Origin of the sequence: Rhizobium sp. AB2/73, assembly GCF_020871915.1 — a bacterium.
GTDB lineage: Bacteria > Pseudomonadota > Alphaproteobacteria > Rhizobiales > Rhizobiaceae > Rhizobium > Rhizobium dioscoreae.
This window is the reverse complement of sequence record NZ_CP067075.1, coordinates 119,818-142,232: the sequence shown is the minus strand read 5'-3', so window position 1 is coordinate 142,232 and position 22,415 is coordinate 119,818. Positions and strand designations below refer to the sequence as shown.

Below are 22,415 nucleotides of genomic sequence, written 5' to 3'. Positions count from 1 at the left end.
GGGAACTGTGAGCGTTATGCGGCCATCGCAGCCGAGCGCCTGGAGGCGGTTTCCATCGTCTATCCCTGTTCAGACCCGTTCCGGTGCGGGAGGTAGTATCCTGCCTTGAAACAAGGCGCTATTCCTCGCCGGCCTCGATGAGTCCAATTTTCTTTGCCCGATCGAGCAGGTTCTTGACGGAGGATGGCGACCATTTCGTGCCACCGCGAGGCGTCCGCTCATGGAGGCGTTCGAGCTGGCCGGCCATCTCCCGAAGCGTCAATTCGGAGTTGGACGCGTACATGCCCGCAACAAGCGTCATCAAGCGATCTTCGGGTGCCCGCGGGGATGACTTCTTCAGCAGGTCCGGATCGGCAAGGTGTTCGGCAACGAGCCATTTCACGGCGCGTCGGAGCCGTTCTGGCGTCCAGTTCATACCGCGCTGCTGCAGAACGCGAGCCACCTCGTCCCAGGTGTGATCCGGGCGCATGCGCCGAACGGTCGGAAGCCATTTGCTCGCGTCGATCTGGATGCGCTCACCATAAGCTGCTTTCTGCGCCGCCGTCATCTTGGTGAGCATCTCCGGCCGGCGTTCTCGAATGCCTGGATTGCCGGGCAACCTCCCCTTCGACTTGGCCGCATTGATACCGGCTTTAGTTCGCTCGGAAATCAGTGCCCGTTCGAGCTGGGCGACGGCGCCGAGTACCTGCAGCGAGAACATGCCCTGCGGTGTCGTGGTGTCTATCGGATCTCGCAGCGATCGGAAATGTACGCCCTTCGCCGTCAGATCCTCGATCACGGCAAGCAGATGGCTGACGGAGCGCGCCAGGCGATCGAGGCGAACCACGACTAGCGTCTCGCCGACGGCGATGTCCCGTAGAAGCTTTGCGAGCGCTGGCCTGGTGCGAGACGCACCGGAGCCATGCTCTTGAATGATGACATCGCAGCCGGCAGATCGGAGTTCGATCTCCTGGGCTTCGGTTGCCTGTTCGTCGGTGGAGACCCGGGCATAGCCGATAAGTCGGCCCTGTGGTCGACGAGAAGTGCGATTGAGCGTGTCAGCGGCCATTTGGAGCACCCGAGATGTCGGAAAGCCATGGTTTTTGAGACTGCCTTTCATGTGATTTCAATGACTTGCCTGTGTCGTTAAAATGAGACTGATTCAGGGTATATGAGACTGAGAGGTCGTTGCGAAGCGGTTTTCCAAACCCAGAAGATAAGGATAAACGATCGGTTGTCGGCGTTTCTGGAGGAAGTGCTACCTATTGCCTTGAGGGGGGATGTGGATTATATATCCCAAAGTATCTATATCATTCAGGATATGAAATGACGGAATGGAAGGTCGAGTTTCATGACCGCTTCAAAAGCGAGATCACAGACCTTCCAGCCGATGTTCGGGTCGAGTTGCTCGCGCATTTGGTGCTGCTTCGCGAGAAAGGCTTTCGACTGGGACGACCTGAAGTCGACACCCTCGAAGGCTCCAGACATGCGAACATGAAAGAGCTGCGCGTCAAGGTGTTGAAGGTGCAATGGCGGTTCGCCTTTGCCTTCGATCCGGAGCGAAAGGCTGTGGTTCTCTGTGGTGGTGCGAAGAGCGGTATGAGCCAGAAGCTCTTCTACAAACGGCTGATCGATCTGGCGGACAAACGGTACGACGAGCATTTGAGCGAGTTGGAGAAGAAACATGGATGATCTCGACAAGCTGATACAGACGCTTCCTGAGGACGAACAGCGCGCCATTGCAAAGCGTGCCGACGAGCTTGTCACGGCGCACAATTTGCGTGAATTGCGGGCACTCGCTGGACGGACGCAGGAAGACGTGTCCGCCGCGACCGGTTTCAAGCAGACCAACGTCTCGAGACTGGAGAAGCGCGCCGACATGAAGCTGTCGACGCTTCGCGACTATGTCGAATCCCTCGGCGGCACGTTGAAGATCGTCGCGGATGTGGCGGGCAAGAAAGTCGATCTTTCCAGCATCGCAGAGCGCTCCCGACACGGTTCAAAGATCTGAGCGGACCGCCGGTAGGGGAGGGGTGTTTTAGAGCCCGGCCGCTTTAGTGAGATTCACCCTGAAACGGTCGCGCCGGCGTTGATATTTTCGGGTCATTTCGGCGCTGGCGTGGCCGAGCTGCTTCTGGACATAGCGCTCGTCGACCTCGGCCGACGAGGCGAGGCCGGCGCGCAGTGAGTGGCCAGAAAACTTCAGCCCCCGTTCGATCTCCGAAAGATCGCCGCGCACGCCGGCCGCCAGTGCCGTCTTCTTGACGAGGCGCGCCACCTCCTGGTCGTTGAGACGGTCCGGTCCGACATCCTTACCTTGGCCGCGGACACGGCGAAAAACGGGACCCTTTGCGATCCGAGCGAACCTGATCCAGGTTTCGACGGCGGCGACGGGGCAGGTGGCGTCGGCCGAGCCGCGTCCAATCTCCGCTTCGCGCCAGCCGGTCTTGCCGCGCAGCGTCACCAGCAGACCCTTGTCGAGGATCTCGATCCAGCCGCGTCCGTCCTCCGTCTGGTCGCGGCCGAGATCGAGCCCGGTGATTTCGGATCGGCGCAGGCCTGTGTTTCGGCATGGAATAGGGGCTCTGACTCAATCTCGATGATGTTTAGGATTTAATTGGCGTGGTTTTCTCTGGAGAATCAGCGCCATGCAGACCCGAATTCGACTTTCCGATCTGATCCCCGCCGAATTCAACGTTGAAGCAGTGCACGATGCGGCTGGCGCGATCGTTGTCGTGGCGTCGGGCCGTGCACTAGAATGCAGATGCCCCCACTGTGGAACCCTTTCTCGGCGTGTTCATAGTCGCTATCCTCGGATGCTTGCCGATCTGCCGTGTGCGGGCCGGCGGCTCGAACTGAACCTAACCGTCAGACGCTTTGTCTGTAATGCCGGCAATTGCCGCCGAAAGATTTTCGCCGAGCGCTTCGGCGACGATGTAATTCGCCCCATGGCTCGCCGGACAGCACGCCTGGACTGTCTGGTTCGCCATCTCGCTCTCGCATTGGGTGGTCGCCCGGCGGCCCGGTTTGCAGATCGTCTCGGATTCCCGGTGAGTAATGATACGCTGCTGCGAACCGTTCGCCGATACGATCGCCCCGCGCCGATACCTCCGAACGTCATCGGCATTGATGACTGGGCCTGGCGACGCAATCATCGATATGGCACCATCATTTGCGATCTTGAACGTCGAAGGGCAATCGCATTATTGCCCGACAGGGAACAGGCGACCGCCGAGGCCTGGCTGATTCAGCAACACCAGATCGAGATCGTCGCACGAGACCGTGGTGGTGGATATGCGCAGGCCGTCTCACGAGCCCTGCCACACGCCAACCAGGTTGCCGACCGTTGGCATCTGATGGAAAACGCCAGCCACGCCTTTCTTGACGCCGTTCGTAAATCGATGCGGCAGGTCCGGGTGGCAATCGGCACTGCAACCGTAAATCCGAAGCTTCTGACTGCCGCTGAGCGGCTGCAATACGAGGGATATCTGCGACGTGAAGAGGCAAATGCCGTTATCCGCGGGTTCGTCGCCGATGGTGTCTCCATCAAGGAAATCGTGCGCCGAACTGGGCATAGCCGAAAGCTGGTCCGCAGTGTCGTTCGTGGTCAGCGGACAGACATCTTCCGGGTCCGGCAAACCTCTCTCGAACCCCATCTGCCTTGGCTTGAAGCTCAATGGGATGCTGGATTGCGTAATGGCGCCGAACTGTGGCGGCAGCTTCGACTGGCTGGTTTTGGCGGAAGCCTGCGTGTTGTCACCGAATGGGCAACGAGACGAAGGCGGGCAGAAAAGGCTGAAAGCGGACTTGGTCATTCTCCCGCCGCGCGCACCGTCGTTCGCCTGATGACCCTCGAGCGCAACAACCTGACCAAGGCTCAAACGATGACGGTTGCCGCCATCGAAGAGAGGCTGCCAGACCTTGTCGAGGCCAGGGATGTCGTTGAGAGCTTCCATGACATGTTGCGCCGCAAATCCTCCGGTGATCTGGAGGCCTGGATCGAACGCGCGGCGAAAAGCCTGGTCGCATCATTCGCGAATGGCGTTATCCGAGACCGAGCCGCAATCCAGAATGCCATAACCTCCAAGTGGTCGAACGGCCAGACGGAAGGCCAGATCACAAAGCTCAAGCTCATCAAAAGGCAAATGTACGGGCGCGGAAAGCTCGATCTGCTTGAAGCACGCATCGTTGGAGTGCCGTGATGTCATCGAGATTGCGTCAGAGCCCCGTTTCGATGCCGATTGACAGCAGGCCGCCGGCAAAGCCGATCAGCAGCATCGCCCGGTCTCTTAGGCCGCGCAGTGAACCGCGGTCGAGCGTTTCCAGCATGGCGATCAGATCTTCGGGCAGGATGGCTTCCTTCTGTCGGGGCGGGGACGCGTGGGTGTTGCGAATGCCGGCCATCACCGTGGCGATCGCTCTGTTCTTCCGATCCAGCGGAATCCCACGCTGCGCACAGTTCCAGCCGATGGCGGCGAGGCGCCGCTCGATGGTTGAGACGGTGTTCGGCTTCATGCCGCGCTCTGCGGTTCCAGAGGCGCAGGCGGTGATGTAGAGGCCGACAACCTGCGGGTCCGGGGGGAGGGCGGAGAGGTTCTGCCGCCGGCACCAGGCGGTAAAGTGCTTCCAGTCGGACGCATAGGCGCGGCGGGTGTTAGCGGACGAGGCCGCCTCGACATAGGTGCGGGCACGGTCGGTCAGGTCCTGCAGATGCGCCGGCAGGCGTGCGCTGGCGTCCGGAAGAGGGGAGGGGACCCCGGCCGGCACCTCGGTCGCGGAAACATCAGCGGAAACGACCGTGCTGTCAGACGGCGCTGAGTGTTCCGGAGCGTGATTTTCGCTGTTTTCGTCGACGATTCGGATCATTTCTCTATATTGAGCAAAACGTCCGATAATGCAACATTATCAGTCATTATGTGACCAAGACAGGCCGTGCGGTTTTTTGCAATTGTTGTGGTCTAAAGCGCACACATGATGTAGCTTCACATCCTTGGATTCGCTCGCCGTCGCTCCTGCTCGGACCACCATACCGCGGGCCAATTTGCCGGACTGGGCCTTGCCGCGCGGCCGTGAGCCGAACGAGACCGATGCCGCCTTCGCCGCCGGTATCGCGCTGAAATCACTCGACGATCTCGTCAAAACCGAACCACGCTGGGCCGGCTGTTGGCGCGCCCGCCAGGCCCTCAAATGTGCCGCCGTGGCGGTGCGACTGATGGGCCGCAACGAGGACGAAGCAGCGCTGCGCGATGCCGTGTTACTCACCGCGTCCGGCGACGATCCCGGCCCTGCCGGCAAGGTGTTTCTGGCCTACACAAGGATCGTCAGCCGAAAATCCGGCTTTTCCTCGAAGGGCGTGGCCGAGCTGGCCGATTTGTTGGGGCTGGCCTGGGACGACCGGTTGGCGGCGGCCGTCGACCATGCCGACGCCGCGCTCCAGTCCGGGCGGCCGGCGCCGTTTGCCGCGGCCGACCTGGTGACGGCGATTGTTGGCGACCGTCCGGATGCCGAGCCGCTCGCCTGGGCGCTTGCCGACATGCTCATCGCGACGATGCTGAAATGGAACCACCCCCTGCCGCTGCTGATGGCCGAGCGCTACGGCCCGGCTTTCCGCACGCTAGGGGGCAGGGGACGCGTCCGTCCCGGCGAGGCTGGTTTCCCGCGCGCTGTCTGCCTGGCTCTGGTCGAAGGAGCAGGCAGCGCCCTGCGCTTGGCCAGCGAGATCGCCCGCCGCGCCGAAAACCTTCTCGCCGCTGCGCCAAAAGTCCGCACCAAAGGCGCCGGCGCCGTCATCCACAAACTCCTCGAGGAAGACGCCGTGCCGGCTTCGGCGCCCGGCAGTGATCTGTCCCGCTGGGCCGCCACCCGGCTGTTCGAACGGCTCGAAGGATTTGGCGCCGTGCGCGAGCTCTCCGGCCGATCGTCGTTTCGGATTTATGGGTTGTAACGATGGCCGGAACGAGCGCAACCAAGAGACATCGTGGAAGCAAATCGCGGTCGGAGGATGAAATCCTCTATGATCGCGAACTCGAGGACCTGCCGCCGGAGCTGCGCTGGCGCGAATGGATGCTCAGGGTCGAGGCGGTGATTTTTGCCTCGGCTGAGCCAGTGACCCGCGAGATGCTGGCGCGGGTGGTCGGCAAGGACTGCAACGTCGATTTGCTCATTGATGATTTGCGCGAGGAACTGAGTTCCCGGCCATATGAGCTGGTATCGGTCGCCGGCGGCTGGCAGCACCGCACACGGGTGCGGTTCGGCGAGACCATTCGCGCCTCGTCGGCGCCGACAAGGGGAGGGGCGGCAGCGCTCTCCGAGTTCGAGGCGATGGTGCTGATGTCGGTGGGATATTTCCAGCCGGTCACGCGTGGCGAACTCAGCAAGATATTCGGCAAGGAGGTCAGTCGCGATACGATCGGGGCGCTGCGTGCCGCCGGGTTTATTTCCTCTGGGCCGCGCAGCCCGACGCCCGGCGCGCCGTACACCTATGTGACGACGAAGCACTTCCTCTCCTCCTTCAGCATGGAGACATTGCGTGACCTACCCGACATCGAGGCGCTCGAGGATGCAGGGCTGCTCAGCCGCGAAGTGGTGCAAGCGGAACTGCTGTCAGCCGCGCCGGACGGTGATGAGGAGTAAGGTTGTCGCCTGGCCTAGCATTGGATGATCGTGCCTAGCTGTCGCAAGTGGAGTAGCCACACGCCTGCTGACACTGGGTGGCGTTCATGACCAAGGGATCACCACCGTGTTGGCTGAGGCTACAGGACGCAGGTCACCCGAAATTTGCGGCCGAAGTCCGCTCCATTTTCCAGGTCTGCGGTGAATTAGCCCCCGAAAGGCCCGGACATGCTCCCCCACTTAGCTAAGTGGGTAGGAGTAATGTTGGTAATATGACTGGTAGCAATTTTAAGATGGAAGTTCTCTCCGGGCCGGAACGTCGGCGGCGCTGGAGCACGGCAGAGAAGCTGGCGATCATTCAAGAGACCTACGAGGCGGACGCAACGGTGAGCATCGTCGCGCGTCGGCACGGCATCCAGCCGAACCAGTTGTTCGCCTGGCGCAAGCTGGCATCCCAGGGAGCACTGACGGCGACGGCCGCCGAAGAGGAGGTCGTTCCGGCATCCGAATACCGGGCGCTTCAGGCCCAGGTTAAGGAGTTGCAACGCCTGCTGGGCAAGAAGACGATGGAGAGCGAAATCCTCAAGGAAGCCCTCGAAATCGCCGGTGGCCCAAAAAAACGGATGTTGCGCTCGATCTCTCTGCCGAGAGGGATTTTGGAATGAAGACCATCTGCGAAACCTTGGGTGTCGCCCGCTCGAATATCGCTGCGCGTGCCACGGGTTCCCCTTCCAGAGCCAGAGGACGGCCGCCACTCCCGGATCGGGAGCTGGTGGAAGAAATCAGGGCCGTCATCGCCGACATGCCCACCTACGGCTATCGGCGGGTCCATGCCATCCTGCGCCGGAATGCCCGCGAACAGGGGCGTTCGTGGCCCAACGCCAAGCGCGTCTATCGGGTCATGAAGCTGCACAACCTGCTTCTGGTGCGCCACACCGGAGCGGTCGATGATCGCCGCCACGATGGTCAGGTCGCTGTCGAACGCTCCAACATCCGATGGTGCTCGGACGGCTTCGAGATCGGCTGCGACAACAAGGAGAAGGTCCGTGTCGCCTTCGCCCTCGACTGCTGCGACCGTGAGGCAATCGCCCATGTCGCCACCACGGAGGGCATCAAGAGCCAGGACGTGCAGGACCTCGTGATCACCGCCGTCGAGAACCGCTTCGGTCGCATCAACATGTTGTCCGAGCCCATCGAATGGCTCACCGACAACGGTTCGTGCTTCGTCGCCAGGGATACCGCATCCTTGCTCCGCGACATCGGCATGGAGCCGTGCACGACGCCCGTGCGCAGCCCGCAATCGAACGGCATGGCCGAGGCCTTCGTCAAAACCTTCAAGCGCGACTACGTCGCGGTGAACCCCACCCCGGATGCCGAAACCGTCATCGCGCAACTGCCGCTCTGGTTCGAGCACTACAACAATCTTCACCCGCACAGTGCTTTAGGATATCAATCACCGCGCGAGTTCATCAGCTCGCAATCTCAAACCTGAGCATGTCCGGTCTTTTGGGGGCAACTCCATGCGGGCCTATAAAGCTCGATACCTTGTGGCATCGACGTCGATGCCACAAGGTATCGCGATAGGCTGGCCGCAGTTGTACGATACGATGGCGGGGGAAAGCTTCGTATGTGTATCTTATGAACGGGACAGCGCCATGTAAAGGCGAGAAGGCAGCAGTTTTAAAACCTGTTGTAGTCTTCTAAGAATATATTACCTTACCTGGGGTGGTAGTTGGGGCGAACCTCATGAAAGTGATTTATATGACCGGGGCGCCCGCCTCGGGAAAGAGCACAACTGCGCGTTTGCTGAAAGAGAAACTTGAAGGGCTGAAGGTCTGGGAATACGGGGCTGAGCTGACACGCTACGTCCAGGAACGGCCGCAAGTTACTACGCAGGAAGATCTTAGGCGTCTGTCGGGAAATGTGGTGACACCGGACGATGTAGCTGCGGTAGATCAGAAGCTCCTAGGTTTTGTGAAGGCAAACCGTGGGCTCTTTCCCGTCGTGATCGACAGCCACCCAGTTACCAAGGAAGACTACGGCTACCGGATCACCGCGTTTTCAGCAGATCAAGTGAGAGCTCTCGCGCCTGATGAGATCTGGGTACTGTTTACGTCTCCGGATATGGCTGTCGAGCGCATCAATGCAAACGCCGCAGGGCGTCCTCAGATTGATTTGGAACAGGCGCGAATGCACACCGACCTTCAGGCTTCGGTAGCGGCGACCTACGGCATCGTAACTGGCCGACCCGTTTATCTTTTCGATTCGGGTGGCGACCAGCAAACGCTCATCGGTCGGCTTGCCGAGCGTTTAAAGAAGTAGCTGGGAGGGAATATGCGGGAGCAAGTCGATCTCCATCGGGCCATAAATGCAGTATCTGACGTAGTTCAGAACCGTCCCAGGCCGCTGAGAGACTTTGATCAGATCCATATGAAGACGGGAGATATGGTTGTTCAAAGTGAACTTGTCGCTGATTGGGCGGACAAAAAGAGGGTCGCTTTCATCGGCGACGGTGACGCGATCAGCGTGTGCGTCGCATATCTTATGGCGCGGGAAGTACTATCTTTCGGTCCGTCCAAAATAACGGTGTTTGATTTCGATGAGCGCACAGTGAACGCGGTCAAACGATTCGCTGACAAAGAGAGGCTCGAGCATCTTGATGCCGAATTATACAATTGTTTGGACCCGTTTCCCGACCGAAGCAAATATGATCTTTTTTACACGAACCCACCATGGGGAGCATCGAATAACGGCGAGAGCGTAAATGTCTTCGTGGAGCGCGGCATTGAAGCCGTAAGGTATGAGGGCGAGGGTATGATCGTCATCGCAGACGACGATGAACTGGATTGGCCAAAGCAAGTTCTCGCCAATGTGCAAGCCTTTTCGCTTGAGCGAGGGTTTTACGTGTCAAGGATGCAGCGCAAACTTCACGAGTATCACCTCGATGACGCGCCTGAACTTCGATCTTGCAACTTATTTGTGAGTTCACTTCCAAAAAATGGTGTTCGACAAAAGCCAAGCTTGGCAACTTCTCCGGAGCGATTGGAGAACTTCTACGGAAAACTTCAGGCTCCGAAAGTGAAGTTTGTTCGAGAACGGAAACGCCCAGATTATGGGAAAGCGTCGGATGACGAATACGAGCTGGAACTGTTGGAGAAGCAAAATGGCTAATCTTATAACTCCTGGAAACGGTATTCTCTACATGAAGGTGGGTACCCACGCCCAAGAGACTCTCGAAGATATCATTAAGCGAAAGTCCCAGGAGATTAAGGACACTGGATATGGCTTATGGGGCTACGGTGGAAATACGTGCCATCCGGCGTCGATGGTTCAGCCATTTGCGAAAGCATTCCGCGAAGCAGGAAAGCCCATCCATCTTTGCATGGAATCAATGGACTCTAAACATTTTGCCGAGCCGCTTTGCGCGGCTGAGTTCTCGGTCGACGGTATAAGGTGGGAAAAAATACCGGACGCGATTGAGGTTAGGGGGTCGCGCTATGCCTTGGTTATCGATGAAATTCTTGAGGACGATTTCAGGTTACCCCTGAACATGACGCGCGTACCTGTTGGGCCAAGCGCCGGGCGTCTCGGTAGTCGCTACATCAACGGTCGGGTTGACAAAGCCTGCCTTGAAGTCCTCGGGCAGCCGGAGCTTGCCAACATTGAAGAGCCGGCCCTTGAGCGGCAGATTAGCTTAGTTGCAGAGTTGAAAGCTCCATACGCGGTGTTTCTACGGAACTACCGCTGAGAGATCGGTGGTCCTTATCAGGATCGTGGGCGCGGATTTCTGCACAGAAACCACGTAGCTCGTCAAACCCTCTTTGATCGTTTGTTCGGTGGCTGGGTTTGAGGCGCTATTGCATGCGAAAGCAATCGACAGAGAACGGTCTACGCCTGGTTCGCCGCAGATACGTTTTCGAAGAATCTCGGTGCCCAAGATTTGCAGGAGTGTGAAGACAATCTGCTCAAGACAGGCCACTCGTTCCGAGGGCAGGCAATGTGCGATACGTTCGAGCGCGTTGATGGCTCGCTTGTCGCCCGTGATTAGCAACGGCGACATCCGGTGCACAAGAATTGCAAAGAGCTGGCTTTCGCCAGCGTCGAGTTCCAGGCTCAGCATCATCGCTTGCTCTTCGAGCTCGGCAGCGAACATAATCTCTTCTTCGGTAGGTTCGACCCACAGGACAGCTGCTGCGAGTACGCCCCATTGGGTCTGAAGGCTGGCGCCGTCTTGTATGCCCCGAGCTCGGTGGACTCGACGACCGACGGTATACTGCGCGAGGCGAAGCATAGCCAGCGTGCGATTTCTGCCTGATCCGAACCACATAAGCTCTTGGGCGCATGAATACGCGCAGAGTTTCAATGCGATATCGTTATCGACCAATATCAGATCGCGCATCGGGCCCAAGCATTACGTTTTCAAGGAAGCTAGCGGATTCGTCACTTAGATCAGCCCATCTGAGTTGCGAGTTCGCTATGCCATTTACCTCCTGCCAAACAGGTTTCCCTTCGGTATAGACGTATTTAAGTGCTGCCATTGCAGCCGGCCATTTCTTCCTTCGATGTGCGAGACATAGTGCAAGTGTTCCGGGTTCAATCCCGTGCAAAGGGCCGGCCAATAGAACTGCGTGCGCAAGGGCTCTAGCCCCGAAACTGTCTACGCTAGTTGTAATCTCCGGATTAGGCGTGCCTGTGAGAAGGGAGATTGCGAATGAGTCTGCTTCGTCTTCCTGAGGATCGCCTGGCGCATCGTATTCACCTTCTTCGAGGTCTACGATCGCGGAAGTACCTTGGAGATGGCCCAGCATGATGTGTCCGAGTTCATGAGCCAAGGTGAAGGCTATCGGAGCGGGATATTGGGCGTCCCGACCGAGCAAAATCGCATACCTTCCTTGATCTTCAACGACCATGGCATGCATCGCCTTTTGATCGAGCGGGAACACGCGTAAATGAATGACCGGTATGCCCACGCCCCAGCATATTGTGATCAGGGAGAGGAGATCAACAAACGGTGATGCTGATAGCACAACGTTTCGAAGTTCTTCGGCCGTAACTGATGGCAACTGTACCGCCGGTGTTGCCCTGATCAAAAGCTTTCCGATGGAGACGCCGAAGGACGTAATCGCGTCCTGCCGGATGTCATCGCCTGCAGACAGATGCTTGAAGCGGGCGCGGTCGCGCCAGATGAATTCGACTCGTTCCCCTAAGAGAGGCTTAGGGCTGAGTCCGAGCTTCCTTGCAAGCGCAAACCGCAACTCAGCACGGCTTGAGGGGCTCGCGTCTAGGTCATCGGACCACCAAGCTGGCCAAGCGGCATCGATAGCCCTGTCGCTTAGGCCGGACTTTTTCAGCTGTTGGCGGAGCTTCTGAACCTCGGTGGTCAATGAGCCTCTTATTTGGTTCCGGCGTCGTGGTTTCAGCGTTGCGTTTTTAGATGAGCCCGAGCTGAAGACTGCTATCGACCCGCGTTGGCGCCCGTTGCCGAAGCTCTGATACGAATTCGATCCAGTCTATGGAAGACGTGACGTTCGCACAATTATAGAGCGCGATCTGAGAGTCCGACAGGGGTATCGGATCTGTTAGTCGGACCCAATAGCCTCCCGTCAATCTGGCTTCGAGGTTGACCTCGTATTGAGCGGCGGCGCCATTAATCGACCTGTCGCGTGTGAGCAGCGCCGTGACTTGGGAAGCGCCGATTTGACCGCCATTCGGACCGGCATTCCGATACATATGATGGTCGAAGGGTCTTCCGTATTTCAGTTCCAGTTTTTCATCCCACGTGCACACCAAGGCAAAGTGCCTAGTCTTTTGGGTTCCACTTCCGCTATTGCCGCGGCTCGTAATCAGGGCGGATGGCGGTAGGGGCCGTTCCATCCCATGAAGGTCGATGTAACGACGCCAGACAACGACACTCGATGGAGCGGAGTCGGCCAACTTCGGCTTGCTCTTCATGATCGAAAAATAGATAGGGACTTCGCGCTTGAGACGCGCCAGGGCGGGGATTGCTTTCGAAGGTGCGTTACCTACGCCCCAAAAAAACAAACCGCCCCCCGCTCTGCGTTCGTTTTCTTTCCGCTGGACAATCTTGTCGAGCTCCTGCCCGGCCTCGCTTTGCATCCGAGACCAACACACGAAGTCATCAGCGATGGATGTGCTTGGCATCTGGTCCTCGGTTGGTCATCTCATGGTCGATAGTCGCATTCCGAACTTGCATGAGGCTGCTTTTCGTTCAACCCTGATTCGCAGTGGCCGCCGTTACAACAGTGGAAAATGGCACGTCGGGCTGTGGAAGAGTTGATTGATGCTGGACAATTCACTTATAGAACAAATAGTGAACAAATGCAACTGGAAGCGGGCTTTAGGGAATTTTGCACCGCTGGCGGATCGGAGCGATACGTCGCTTGCCAGCTAATTGTGAGAATGCGGCTCTTTCGCCGATGGCGCGCTCGCCGAAGGCTAATAGTGTGCGTCGCGGACGTAGTTTACGCCAAATGTCCTGACGCGAACTGAGCCCCTGGCGCAAACAACCTGTCATGCTATCTTGCACGCAGCGGGGGTAGCAAGTTGGATTTGACAGCAGACAAAGATGAGGCGGTAGAACCGCCCGCAAAGGTGAAGTCCGTCGCCGCCACTATTATTGGCGAGTTCTTCGACGCCTTGGAAAAGGAAGAAGGTCTCGCCGACGTGGCGCCAAGGCTACGCAAAGTCGTGCTCGACGACGGCATTTTCGCCGAACCGTCAATTCGTGCCGCTCTCTTTCCGGACGCCTCATGATCCGGATCGATAAGATACACATCAAGGAATTTCGTGGCATCCGCGATCTGACCCTCGACCTCAAGGGCCAGAACTTCGCGGCGTGCGGCCCGAACGGCACTGGCAAGAGCGGCATCGTTGACGCTATCGAATTCGCCCTGACCGGCAACATCTCACGTTTGGCAGGCGCGGGTACAGGTGGCCTCTCGGTGAAGGCGCACGGTCCGCACGTCGATAGTCGCAACAAGCCAGAAGCTGCTTCGGTCACGCTGGACGTCACCATTCCGGCCCTCCGTAACAAGATGGCACAGATCCGCCGTACCGTGAAATCGGCGGGCGCACCAGAGATCAAGCCCCCCGACAAGGACGTCGTCACGGCCTTCGAGAGCGTCAATCTCCATCCAGAGTTCGTGCTCTCGCGTCGTGAACTGATCCGTTACGTCCTTTCCGAACCAAGCCAGAGGTCCAAGGAGGTTCAGTCCCTTCTACGTCTCGACGACATCGAGAAGCTGCGCGGGGTGCTGCAGAAGATTGCGAATGCCTGCACCAAAGAGCTTCCTGGGCTTGAACGAGCCGAGACGGACGCGATCAAGAATCTCCTGGCCGTTCTCGATACCGCGCAACTCAACAAGAAGTCGGTCCTCGACGCGATCAATCCGCGGCGGGAGCTGCTTAGCCTCGCACCGTTGACAGACCTCGATGCCAACACCTCCGTCAAGGACGGGCTGACGACAACCACCGCCAGCACGCCTGGCCGGGTTCCTAAAATCCAGGCAACGACTGACTTGGCTACGCTCAGGGAAGCGCTCGACGCGCTCCAGGCTGACACGTTCAAACAGGCATGCGACGCCGCCGATGCTAATGCCGTCGAACTCGGTAAAGATGCTGACAGCCTCAATGGCTTGTCGCGCGAGGCGCTGCTGAAGTCGGCGCTAGAGCTTTACGACGGTACCGCTTGCCCGGTCTGCGACACGCCGTTCGAGCCCGACGCCTTTCAGGGACATCTGGCCGGAAAGCTCGCGCACCTCGACGATGTGACCAAGCGGCGCGCAGCGCTCGAGGCCGAACTCAAACCAATCCTCGACAGCTTGCACGCCGTCGGCACCGCGCTGAACATCATGATCGACCACGCTGGTCTGTTCTCGCCGAAGATCGACGCCACAGCCCTGATCGACTTCCGGGCCATTCTGCGCGGGCGCTATCAGCAGCTTCAGAAGCTGCTGCCGCTCGACGACACCCGGGCCATCCTGGGAGCAGCGCATACCGTCTCGGACTTGGGGCCGCCGCTGACAGCGCTCGAGATCGCGATCGCCGCCATCCCGGAACCGAGCAAGCAAGACGCCGCCCGCGATTTCCTTGTGTTGGCCCAGGAGCGACTTGAGCATTATCGCAGCGCGCGCCTGAAGGTGGTCGCGGGGAGGCTTCGCGCCGAACGCGCCACAACGGTCTTCAACACCTATGGCACCGTGACGACCGCCGCGCTCGAAAAGATCTACAAGGATGTCGAGACCACCTTCGCGAGCTACTATCGAAAGATCAATGAGGACGACGAGAACACCTTCACCGCGAAGCTCATGCCCTCGATCGGCAAGCTCGGCTTCGATGTGGATTTCTACGGCCGCGGGCATTTCCCGCCAGGCGCCTACCATAGCGAGGGCCATCAAGACGGCATGGGCCTATGCCTCTACCTCGCTCTTATGAACCATCTGCTGGGGACAAATTTCACCTTCGCCGTCCTCGACGACGTATTGATGTCCGTGGACGCCGGCCACCGGCGTCAGGTCTGCACACTCCTCAAGGAGATGTTCCCCAACACACAATTCATCTTCACAACGCACGATGAGATCTGGCTGCGGCACATGAAGTCGGAAGGCCTGATCAAGGGCCGGAACTTTGCGCATTTCCGGACATGGACTGTCGACTTCGGTCCGACCGAATGGGACGACCGCGACGTCTGGGCAGAGCTGGAAGCCCATCTCGCGAAGAACGATGTGCGCGCTGCTGCTGCGCTGCTCCGCCACTATCTCGAACACTTCGCAAAGGAAGCGTGCGATCGCCTGCGCGCGAATGTCGAATTCCGCGGCGATGCTCAATTTATGCTCGGTGATCTCCTGCCTAACGCGACCAGCACGCTCGGCGACCTCCTCAAGAAAGCGAAGGTCGCGGCCAACTCCTGGAACCAGAAGGAGGTGGTAGAACGCATCACGGCAATCGAAACCGCCTTCGTCGAGGCGAAGGTCAAGACCGGCTTCGAAAACTGGCAAATCAACACGGCTGTCCATTTCAACGAATGGGCCGACCTCAAGAAGGAAGACTTCGCGCCCGTTGTGGCCGCATTCCGGGGCTTCACCGGATCATTTGGCTGCGACGCCTGCGGCGAAATGTATTTCGTCGTACCTGACCGCGGGAAGAAGGAAGCTCTGCGCTGTGGCTGCGGTTCTTTGAACCTCAATTTGCTGCAGAAAGGCTCTTAGCCGCCGTATTTGAGCGCGTTTAGCCACCGCGCCAGATGAGGAGGAAGGTGTTCCTTCGGTCACAGGAACTCGGCCATAAGCTGAAATTCAAGCTGGCGCGTTTCCGGTTTCAGCGTCAGGTATTTTTCAACTTCGCCAAAGAGCGTCGGGATATCTGCCAGAGGCTTGTCGGTATAAATGAGAGTCGAGATGGCATGTTTCTGGAAATAGGAGCGATGCTTCTCGGCTTCTTTCTCGAAATTCGCTTGGGCCTCGTCGTTGATCTGCTGTTGGGTTTTGCCCTTGGTCCCAGCAAGTTTGCCGTGGGTCGACCAAGGTGACAGCTCTATTCCGACCTTATTGAGCGTGATTGGATTGATGATGCAAAAGTCGAGGCGGAACTTGTGCTTCTTGTCCTTGCCATTGTATCGCAGCTCCGGGATGAGCAGCGGAACCTCTTCCGGCTTTTCCTGTGCCTTGACATATTCTGCATAAAGTTTGGCGATCTGTCGTTCATAGGCGGATCCGGAGGGGCGGACGAGGACTTTCTGAAAAAAGTTCAAGTATTCGTCAATATTGGCAAATGGCATCGGGTCTGGATCGCCATCGACGACAAGCCCGGTTGCGAGGATATGTCCGATCGTCCAATAAAGGTGCTTGAAGTGGCGGATCTCGCTCTTGTCATTCTCCCAGGTGCCATTTTTATAGCGCGGCGTAATCAGCAGGCCGTAATCGCTATTGTTCTGACCGATCCACACCTCGGCGTCCTGGATCGCCGGACGGTTGCGGACCAATTCCTCGTAGTGCCGGAGATAGGACCGCTTCAGAAACAGCGTGAAATATTCCTTGGTCGCCGCCGATTTTAAAAACAGCTTCTTATTGTGCTTCAGTGTTTCCGATCCGAAAGACGCACCGCCGGCTGTCCAGCCATCTTCGGCGATCGCACGTGCAAATCCCTTTAAATAGTGCGAAAGATACTCCTCGTGCGAAGAGATGACCTCGTTCTTCAGATCGATGAAGGTTGCAGCTTTGCCGCCGATCAAGGCGTTGAAGGAATGGAGGTTCTGGACGCCGGTGTCCTTGGCGACCGTGGGCCAGAGCTCGTTGAGCCGCTCGGAGATCTCTTTGTCGAGCTTGTTGCGGGCAGTCTTGTTGGGGTCTCGTTTAGCCATTGTAGAACCGGACTTTCTGGGGCGGGAGGGATTGTGACAAGCGGTTCAATCTTCGAAGGCGCGGCCGTCGATCGCCTTGATAAAGCGAAGGATTGCGGCAACGCTGTCGAAGATAAAGCGGGCTTCGTCTTGGTCTATAAGCGTGGGGTTATCGTGCGCCAACGACTTGTCATTGCGGATATCATTCATGGATTCGAAGATGCTGATCGAGCTCTTGATGACGCGCTCGGTCATTTGCGTCAGGTTTCGGTCCTTGCTTAGATACTTGACGTACCTGCCGACCCTCGAATGAAGTGGGTCGTTTTCGCCGCATTCTCCTCCTCCGTGTTTGCGTACGAGGGCGGCAAAGCGCTTCATGCAATAGGTGTGTAGCCGATCAAGCCCGGCCTGTGGCCGGTTCGCATTGAGATCGCGACGGATCGCGGCGATTAGCTCCTCGAGTGTCTCGCCTGGCTCAAACGCATCGAAAGCCGCGGTGTCGATCTCTTGAGTCGAACCCTCGAAGCGAGAAACGATCGCGAAATAGCTCGTCTGGATCTCCTGTTCAGCGGAAGACGGCTTTGGAGCTTGGACGGCGGTCCGATAATCCCATAATTCGCGAAGCAGCTTAGCGACCATCGACGCCGGAGCGCGTTCGATGAAGGAGCGCAAGCGCTTTGCCTTCGAAGAGCCGCGGCCGTTGAAGTAGCGGCTCTCCGTCTGTGGATCTACTTTCAGGGTTTCGTAGAAGAAATCATCGAAGGTCCGGTCTGAGAAATCGAGAACATAGCCCGACCCCATATCCAGGGCTTTTTCCAGTAGCTCGCGCTCTCGACGCGGTATCATCTGTTCATATGTCTGGTTCATTATTCCCCTTTGTGCCACCACTCTATCACTCGAACAGGCTTTCGATCTCGGCTCGCTGCTGTTCGTGCTTTCTCGGATTTTGAGCCTTCAGTTTTTGCAGGTTGAGCAGCTTCCATTTCACCGCTGGAAGGCTCGCGGCTTGCGGAAGTCCGACAACGTTGAAATCAGGCTCACAATCGTGGAGCGATAGGAGAAACGTTCTCGCTTGAGGATCCAGCTTGTCACGAATGTCGGTGAGCAGCCGCTTTCGCACTTCCAACAGCTCGTCCAAATTTACAGGCTCGACGGTCATCCCTTCAAATTCTTGCCGAAAGGTGGATTCGATGTCCGTGATGCTCGGCGCCAGCAGTTCGTGCGGCGGCCGGCCCGAGCTCGCAACGTAGATCAAGAACGTTCTGAACAGAGCGTCCGTGAAGCCTTCATTTGCATACAAGAGCTTTACATCGAACAAATCCCGCGGATGCTGCCGGTCGACCGCCGCATGCAGTTTGCCTGCAAAGAGGTCCTCGAACGACAGAACCTGCATTTCGGCGAAACCGAACTCGTCTTCAACCTTTTCGCTGACGGTCCGGATCTCGACAGGATGCACGGTTCCTCTTGCGACCGGAGAGGTTTCGACTTTGATGACGGTGGCGCTTTGGCTGACTTCGAGACGGGTTTCGTTGCCGCCGCCGCCGGCAATTCTTCTCACTTTGGCGCCGCGCAGATGCTGCGAGATGTTACCGCCGATCCGATCAAGCGTCTCGTCGATATCCTTCAGGCTTTCCTCCCGCTGCTTCACGGGCAGATATGTCAGATCGATATCCACCGACAGGCGTGGCAGGTCCCGGTAGAAGAGGTTGATGGCGGTTCCGCCCTTTAGTGCAAAGGCCTTTTCCTCTCCGATATAGGGCAGCGAACGCACCAGAAGCTGAACTTGGGAGACGTATTGTTCACGGGCCATCGGCAGCCTCCGGTATTTGGGGCAAGAATTCAGGTGGCACCGTTATGCGATATATCGGGTGCAATTTCCCCCCTTTGTAGAAGGCGCGGTCGCCAGAGCCAAGGTCCACCTCCGATGGGTGGATGTGCTTTCGCCAGGCGTGAGCGTGCTTGTCCGCGAAGACAAAGAAGAGCCTTTTAACTTGGACCTTCCGGCAGCTTTTTAGCAAAGCGGTCAGGCGCCGCGGTCTCAGATTCGCAAGGCTCTCGAATATCGTATCGAGGGTATGAAAACTCTCATTGTCGGGCAATTCATCAAGCGCTTCGAGGATCGCGCGTTCAGCGCTGGAGGCTTTCAGAGGCCATTGCCAAGGGCTGAGCGCCAGATTGCTGTCCGCGCTGAGGTTGACGTCGGTATTATCGACGCCCAGACTGGCATCGTTGAAGAGCCGCGTGTTGCGTATGAAGAGCCGTGCCGTCAGCGGCAATTTGGTCAGCCAGCTTGGCGGTCTTTCCGAATAGAGGTAGACGGTTTCCCTGCTGCCCAAGGGCAAGTAGTGAACATGGCCGCCGAGAGCCAAGGCGGTCAACCCTCCGACGTGCAGATCATAGCCCATGATCTGCTGTGCGGACAGAACAGGTATCGTCCAGTCACGGGCGGCGTCCGGGTGCCCTGTGAGGGAGAGCGGTCGTCGGTATACGCCACGACTGAGAGGCTCGAGCCAATGCCGGCGAAGATAGTCGTGGGTAGAGCTCCGGCTGATGCCGTGCTTCGTCATCCACGCCGAGTCGACCAGAAACCCCGGTGGTATCCGTGCGAGCAGGAACTTTAATTTTTCTTCCTTTTGTCCGTTCATGGTTGACAAGATAGCCTAAACTCAAAGTCATTCCCATAGGTGTCTTTGAGAATCCGAACGAAAGTCCGTCTTGAGCGAACAAAACATGACGATTTCAAAGTCCCTGGCGCCCCGTATTCCTCAACTGAAATGGTCGAACGCACCACGCTTGCCGAAGCAAATGCGTGGGTCTGGAAGGACCGTGATCTCCGTAGCTCAGTCAGCACGACAAAACGCGACAGCCAACGAGCATGCGGAGCGGGACGAATGACTGACGTGAGGTCGTGCAAGCACGTGGCCGGCCAAGACGCAAGTTTCGATTTCCGACCAGGTTGGCTATCCGCGGCGCCGAGCCGCTGCTACGCTGCCTCCCAGACCTGATTGAGAATGCGGGCCGCGAGTGCTGCCTTATCCTGCGGCAGGAAACGCCCGTAGTGGTTGGCGACCATTTCCGCGTATCCTGGATGGCGTAGCTTGCCTGCTCGTAGGAACCCGTTTGTTTCAGGATGTGGGTGGCGAGCACGTCGCGGACATTGTGCGGCCCATGGGGCAGGAGGCCTTTGATCGCGCCGCGGCCAGTATAGGGATTGTAGATGGCATAGCGCTGGATTGTCAGACGCCATGCCTCGTAGAAGGTGGTCTGATTATAGGCAGCATCCTTGCTGGTCGTTTTCACCGTCTTCACAAACAGCGTGCCGGGATCGTCGGCTCCGGCGAGGAGCACCCCGCGATGGCGGTCGATGTAGGCGTTGAGGTATTTGTAGAGGTCCAGAAGATCCGGCAGGATCAGCCGGAAGGGTTTGGAGCCGAAGAAGGAGGAGTTGGCATTCTTGAAGGCGTTGGACGGGATCAAGACCTCCCAGCCGCGGTCGCGATCGCTCCAACGGATTTCGCCGCGCTTCATATCTTCAAGCCGGCGCTCCGATGTCGGGAAATGCCCGCGTGGGCAGACAAGCAATTGCCGAAGGTTCTTCTGACGAAGCCCGAGATGCAAGCCGAGCCGCAGCATCAGGAATGATCGGACCGTCTCGGCGGCGGCTCGGGGATAGCGATCCTCGTCCGGCATGCGCTTGAGGATTTCATCCGTGATCTTGCGATATTCGGCGAGCGGGCTATCCGCCTCGAGCACGCACATGATGGGCTCGAAGGGATCGCGATGAACCCGCATCACCCGCTGAATCTCCTTCGAGCGATGTGACGCGTGCTTGAAACAAGCTTCGCAGGCCGCATGCCAATTCCGCTCGGCTGCGGCGATTTCAGCCGCGGAGATCACTCCAGCGATGGGTTTCACGTTCCGGACGAGCTCCGGATGCTGCCAGAGCCAGCCTGTTTCGGCGCGCACCAGATTGAGAAGGACGTTCAGCATGTCCTCCTCCCACTGCGTGTAGAAGCCGCGCCGGCGTTCGCGCCATTGCAGGTACCAGTCCCAGACGCCGGGAAAGACAAGGAGACCGAAGGTCAACTGGCTGAGGGGAACGCCGTAGCCCTTGACGGCGCCATTCGGCGATGCCGCCAATGCACCGAACATCAATCCGAGATGCTCGATCTTTTGCGATGCCGTTTCTTCTCCCCAGACTCCGTTACGCTGAAAACCGAGGGCCGTCAGCGTCGCCGTCTTGAAGCGGATGAGATTGGCCATTTCCATGGCTAGCCGGGGTGGGGCGTCGACGACACCCGAAAGAAGGTCGGGGTCTTCAAGCGCCACATGATCGTCGCCATGCTCCGAATGCAGCGCATCCGCTGATGCTCGTGGTGACAGAGAGCCGCCGTAAGAAATCGCGGGGAAGCGGATGGCATAGCGCTGCTTCGTCGCCATAGCTTGGAAACGGCGGTAGTCGGTTGAACCCGAAATGATCACGCGACGTACCCATTCCAGGATTTCTTCGCGTTTGCTGAAGGGCAGACTGCTGAAGTTGTCCGGCAGATGCCAGGCCAACCGCCGCCGTTCCGCGGGACCGATGTCACTTCCGACGTCATGGCCGGATGCCGAGCGCGACTGGTGCGGCAGCTTGGCTTTGAAGTAGCCGTCGGGCAGTCTGTATCGTCGCTCGATGCGAGAGAGGATTTCGAAACTGTCGAGCGATCGCGGTACCTTGATGCCCTTGGTCCAGCTCAGCAGCGTCTTATGGTCGAAGGCATCATCGTTTCCGACGACGGCGCGATGCAGATGCCAGTAGCTGTCGCCGTGCCGACGCATATGGTAGATCAGCGCCTCTTGAAAGCCTTCAGGCTCCTCGGTCCGGTCGAATAGCGGGGTCGGAAACGTCTCGATGGGCTTTAGTTGAACTCCCGGCTTCGCTCTTGCCTGCTCTGCGTTGATAGAACGCGCCGTATGGGCCGTTGCCTCGGCTGGACCGGCCCCAGTCACTGGCTTTCGCTTTGGGCGTTCAGCGGTTGGACGGTCATCCTCCTCTGACCGTTCCTTATCTACCCATCGAGTGATTGCCTCCAGAGCCGGTAAGAGGTTCTTCTTCAGTTCCGGCGTCAGTTCAGCTTCGATGCTGCACGCCTCCGCGACTGCCTGCCAATCGATGCGACCGGTCCGCGTGGGCGGCAACTTCCGATAAATGATCAGGCTGATGAGATACGGCTTGATGTTCTCGAGACCCCGCTTTGAGGCGACCGGAGCAATGCGCACCTGGCAGAACTCGGAAATCTTGCGCTGAAAATGAATTGAAGAAGCAGATTGGTTTTTCATTGGCCTATGCAGTTCACACGACATGGACCGGCTCACATGCCGGGGCGTGGCCTGCTAAGGCGATGCGGTTAATGAAAGCTGAATCTGGATCGGAGTCGACTGTGTCCCGGGTCGATGTTTTCGACGGAACGTGCCAGCTCGGCGC

19 protein-coding genes and 3 pseudogenes are annotated in these 22,415 nt (G+C 58.2%); 11 read left to right on the top strand and 11 right to left on the bottom strand.

Annotated elements, in window-relative coordinates:
* Positions 1-118: 118 nt before the first annotated feature.
* Positions 119-1,048, bottom strand: a complete 930-nt coding sequence (locus tag I8E17_RS34650) for a recombinase family protein (protein WP_162750972.1) — start codon at positions 1,046-1,048, stop codon at positions 119-121.
* 257 nt (positions 1,049-1,305) lie between these two features.
* On the opposite strand from I8E17_RS34650, the gene I8E17_RS34645 reads away from it, so the two are divergent.
* Both I8E17_RS34645 and I8E17_RS34640 read left to right on the top strand, forming a co-directional pair.
* Positions 1,306-1,671 carry a type II toxin-antitoxin system RelE/ParE family toxin gene (locus I8E17_RS34645; RefSeq protein ID WP_160787929.1) on the top strand — a complete coding sequence of 122 codons (366 nt, stop codon included), beginning with the start codon at positions 1,306-1,308 and terminating at the stop codon, positions 1,669-1,671.
* Positions 1,664-1,990, top strand: a complete 327-nt coding sequence (locus I8E17_RS34640) for a helix-turn-helix transcriptional regulator (protein WP_160787904.1) — start codon at positions 1,664-1,666, stop codon at positions 1,988-1,990. The genes I8E17_RS34645 and I8E17_RS34640 overlap by 8 nt, the downstream gene beginning before the upstream one ends.
* A gap of 27 nt (positions 1,991-2,017) precedes the next feature.
* Here I8E17_RS34640 and I8E17_RS34635 read toward each other — a convergent pair.
* Positions 2,018-2,539: pseudogene (locus tag I8E17_RS34635) on the bottom strand (tyrosine-type recombinase/integrase); the annotation flags it as partial.
* An 88-nt stretch (positions 2,540-2,627) separates the two neighbouring features.
* Between I8E17_RS34635 and I8E17_RS34630 the strand changes: the two are divergent.
* On the top strand, positions 2,628-4,181 hold the full coding sequence (locus I8E17_RS34630; protein WP_160872167.1) for an ISL3 family transposase: 1,554 nt from the start codon (positions 2,628-2,630) through the stop codon (positions 4,179-4,181).
* Between the two features lie 46 nt (positions 4,182-4,227).
* On the opposite strand, the pseudogene I8E17_RS34625 reads toward I8E17_RS34630, so the two are convergent.
* A pseudogene (locus I8E17_RS34625) lies at positions 4,228-4,845 on the bottom strand (integrase); the annotation flags it as partial.
* Between the two features lie 124 nt (positions 4,846-4,969).
* On the opposite strand from I8E17_RS34625, the gene I8E17_RS34620 reads away from it, so the two are divergent.
* The 6 genes from I8E17_RS34620 (at position 4,970) to I8E17_RS34595 (ending at position 10,339) form a co-directional block, all read left to right on the top strand.
* A complete protein-coding gene (locus I8E17_RS34620) occupies positions 4,970-5,923 on the top strand; it encodes a DUF1403 family protein (RefSeq protein ID WP_219511880.1) in 954 nt (317 codons plus the stop codon).
* Positions 5,924-5,925: 2 nt separating this feature from the next.
* Positions 5,926-6,612: an SMC-Scp complex subunit ScpB gene (locus tag I8E17_RS34615; protein WP_219511878.1), complete on the top strand. Its 687-nt coding sequence runs from the start codon at positions 5,926-5,928 to the stop codon at positions 6,610-6,612.
* A gap of 251 nt (positions 6,613-6,863) precedes the next feature.
* Positions 6,864-8,083 (top strand): IS3 family transposase gene (locus tag I8E17_RS34610; protein ID WP_219510925.1). Its coding sequence is split into 2 segments (ribosomal slippage): positions 6,864-7,200 and positions 7,200-8,083, totalling 1,221 coding nucleotides; the frame shifts between segments, so codons are not numbered across the junction.
* Positions 8,084-8,337: 254 nt separating this feature from the next.
* The gene (locus I8E17_RS34605; RefSeq protein WP_083265178.1) at positions 8,338-8,913 is read left to right on the top strand and encodes an ATP-binding protein; all 576 of its coding nucleotides are present in this window, start codon (positions 8,338-8,340) and stop codon (positions 8,911-8,913) included.
* Between the two features lie 12 nt (positions 8,914-8,925).
* Positions 8,926-9,762 carry a bis-aminopropyl spermidine synthase family protein gene (locus tag I8E17_RS34600; protein ID WP_069456589.1) on the top strand — a complete coding sequence of 279 codons (837 nt, stop codon included), beginning with the start codon at positions 8,926-8,928 and terminating at the stop codon, positions 9,760-9,762.
* Positions 9,755-10,339 (top strand): hypothetical protein, encoded by a 585-nt coding sequence (locus I8E17_RS34595; protein ID WP_069456590.1) that lies wholly within the window; start codon positions 9,755-9,757, stop codon positions 10,337-10,339. The genes I8E17_RS34600 and I8E17_RS34595 overlap by 8 nt, the downstream gene beginning before the upstream one ends.
* On the opposite strand, the gene I8E17_RS34590 is transcribed toward I8E17_RS34595, so the two are convergent.
* Genes I8E17_RS34590 through I8E17_RS34580 form a run of 3 tightly spaced genes read right to left on the bottom strand, consistent with a single transcriptional unit; the run spans position 10,322 to position 12,753 of the window.
* Complete coding sequence (locus I8E17_RS34590) at positions 10,322-10,990, bottom strand: hypothetical protein (protein WP_219511876.1); 669 nt, start codon at positions 10,988-10,990, stop codon at positions 10,322-10,324. The two genes, I8E17_RS34595 and I8E17_RS34590, sit on opposite strands and share 18 nt — an antisense overlap.
* Positions 10,965-11,975, bottom strand: coding sequence for an ImmA/IrrE family metallo-endopeptidase (locus I8E17_RS34585; protein WP_229002332.1), 1,011 nt, complete (start codon positions 11,973-11,975; stop codon positions 10,965-10,967). The genes I8E17_RS34590 and I8E17_RS34585 overlap by 26 nt, the downstream gene beginning before the upstream one ends.
* Positions 11,976-12,021: 46 nt before the next feature.
* Positions 12,022-12,753 (bottom strand): hypothetical protein, encoded by a 732-nt coding sequence (locus tag I8E17_RS34580; protein WP_219511874.1) that lies wholly within the window; start codon positions 12,751-12,753, stop codon positions 12,022-12,024.
* 402 nt (positions 12,754-13,155) lie between these two features.
* Here I8E17_RS34580 and I8E17_RS34575 point away from each other — a divergent pair, with 402 nt between their 5' ends.
* Both I8E17_RS34575 and I8E17_RS34570 read left to right on the top strand, forming a co-directional pair.
* Positions 13,156-13,365 carry a hypothetical protein gene (locus I8E17_RS34575; RefSeq protein WP_069456593.1) on the top strand — a complete coding sequence of 70 codons (210 nt, stop codon included), beginning with the start codon at positions 13,156-13,158 and terminating at the stop codon, positions 13,363-13,365.
* Positions 13,362-15,818, top strand: a complete 2,457-nt coding sequence (locus I8E17_RS34570) for an AAA family ATPase (protein ID WP_219511872.1) — start codon at positions 13,362-13,364, stop codon at positions 15,816-15,818. The genes I8E17_RS34575 and I8E17_RS34570 overlap by 4 nt, the downstream gene beginning before the upstream one ends.
* 59 nt (positions 15,819-15,877) lie before the next feature.
* On the opposite strand, the gene I8E17_RS34565 is transcribed toward I8E17_RS34570, so the two are convergent.
* The 5 genes and pseudogenes from I8E17_RS34565 to I8E17_RS34545 all read right to left on the bottom strand — a co-directional run bounded on the left by I8E17_RS34565 (position 15,878) and on the right by I8E17_RS34545 (position 22,270).
* Positions 15,878-16,969: a hypothetical protein gene (locus tag I8E17_RS34565; protein WP_219511870.1), complete on the bottom strand. Its 1,092-nt coding sequence runs from the start codon at positions 16,967-16,969 to the stop codon at positions 15,878-15,880.
* A gap of 45 nt (positions 16,970-17,014) precedes the next feature.
* A complete protein-coding gene (locus I8E17_RS34560; protein WP_207544006.1) occupies positions 17,015-17,815 on the bottom strand; it encodes an abortive infection family protein in 801 nt (266 codons plus the stop codon).
* A 25-nt stretch (positions 17,816-17,840) separates the two neighbouring features.
* The gene (locus I8E17_RS34555; protein ID WP_219511868.1) at positions 17,841-18,758 is read right to left on the bottom strand and encodes a nucleotidyl transferase AbiEii/AbiGii toxin family protein; all 918 of its coding nucleotides are present in this window, start codon (positions 18,756-18,758) and stop codon (positions 17,841-17,843) included.
* Entirely contained in the window at positions 18,748-19,593 is an 846-nt protein-coding gene (locus I8E17_RS34550) for a type IV toxin-antitoxin system AbiEi family antitoxin domain-containing protein (RefSeq protein ID WP_219511866.1), read from the bottom strand. Before I8E17_RS34550 ends, I8E17_RS34555 begins: the two co-directional genes overlap by 11 nt.
* Positions 19,594-19,931: 338 nt before the next feature.
* A pseudogene (locus I8E17_RS34545) lies at positions 19,932-22,270 on the bottom strand (hypothetical protein).
* Positions 22,271-22,415: the final 145 nt, after the last annotated feature.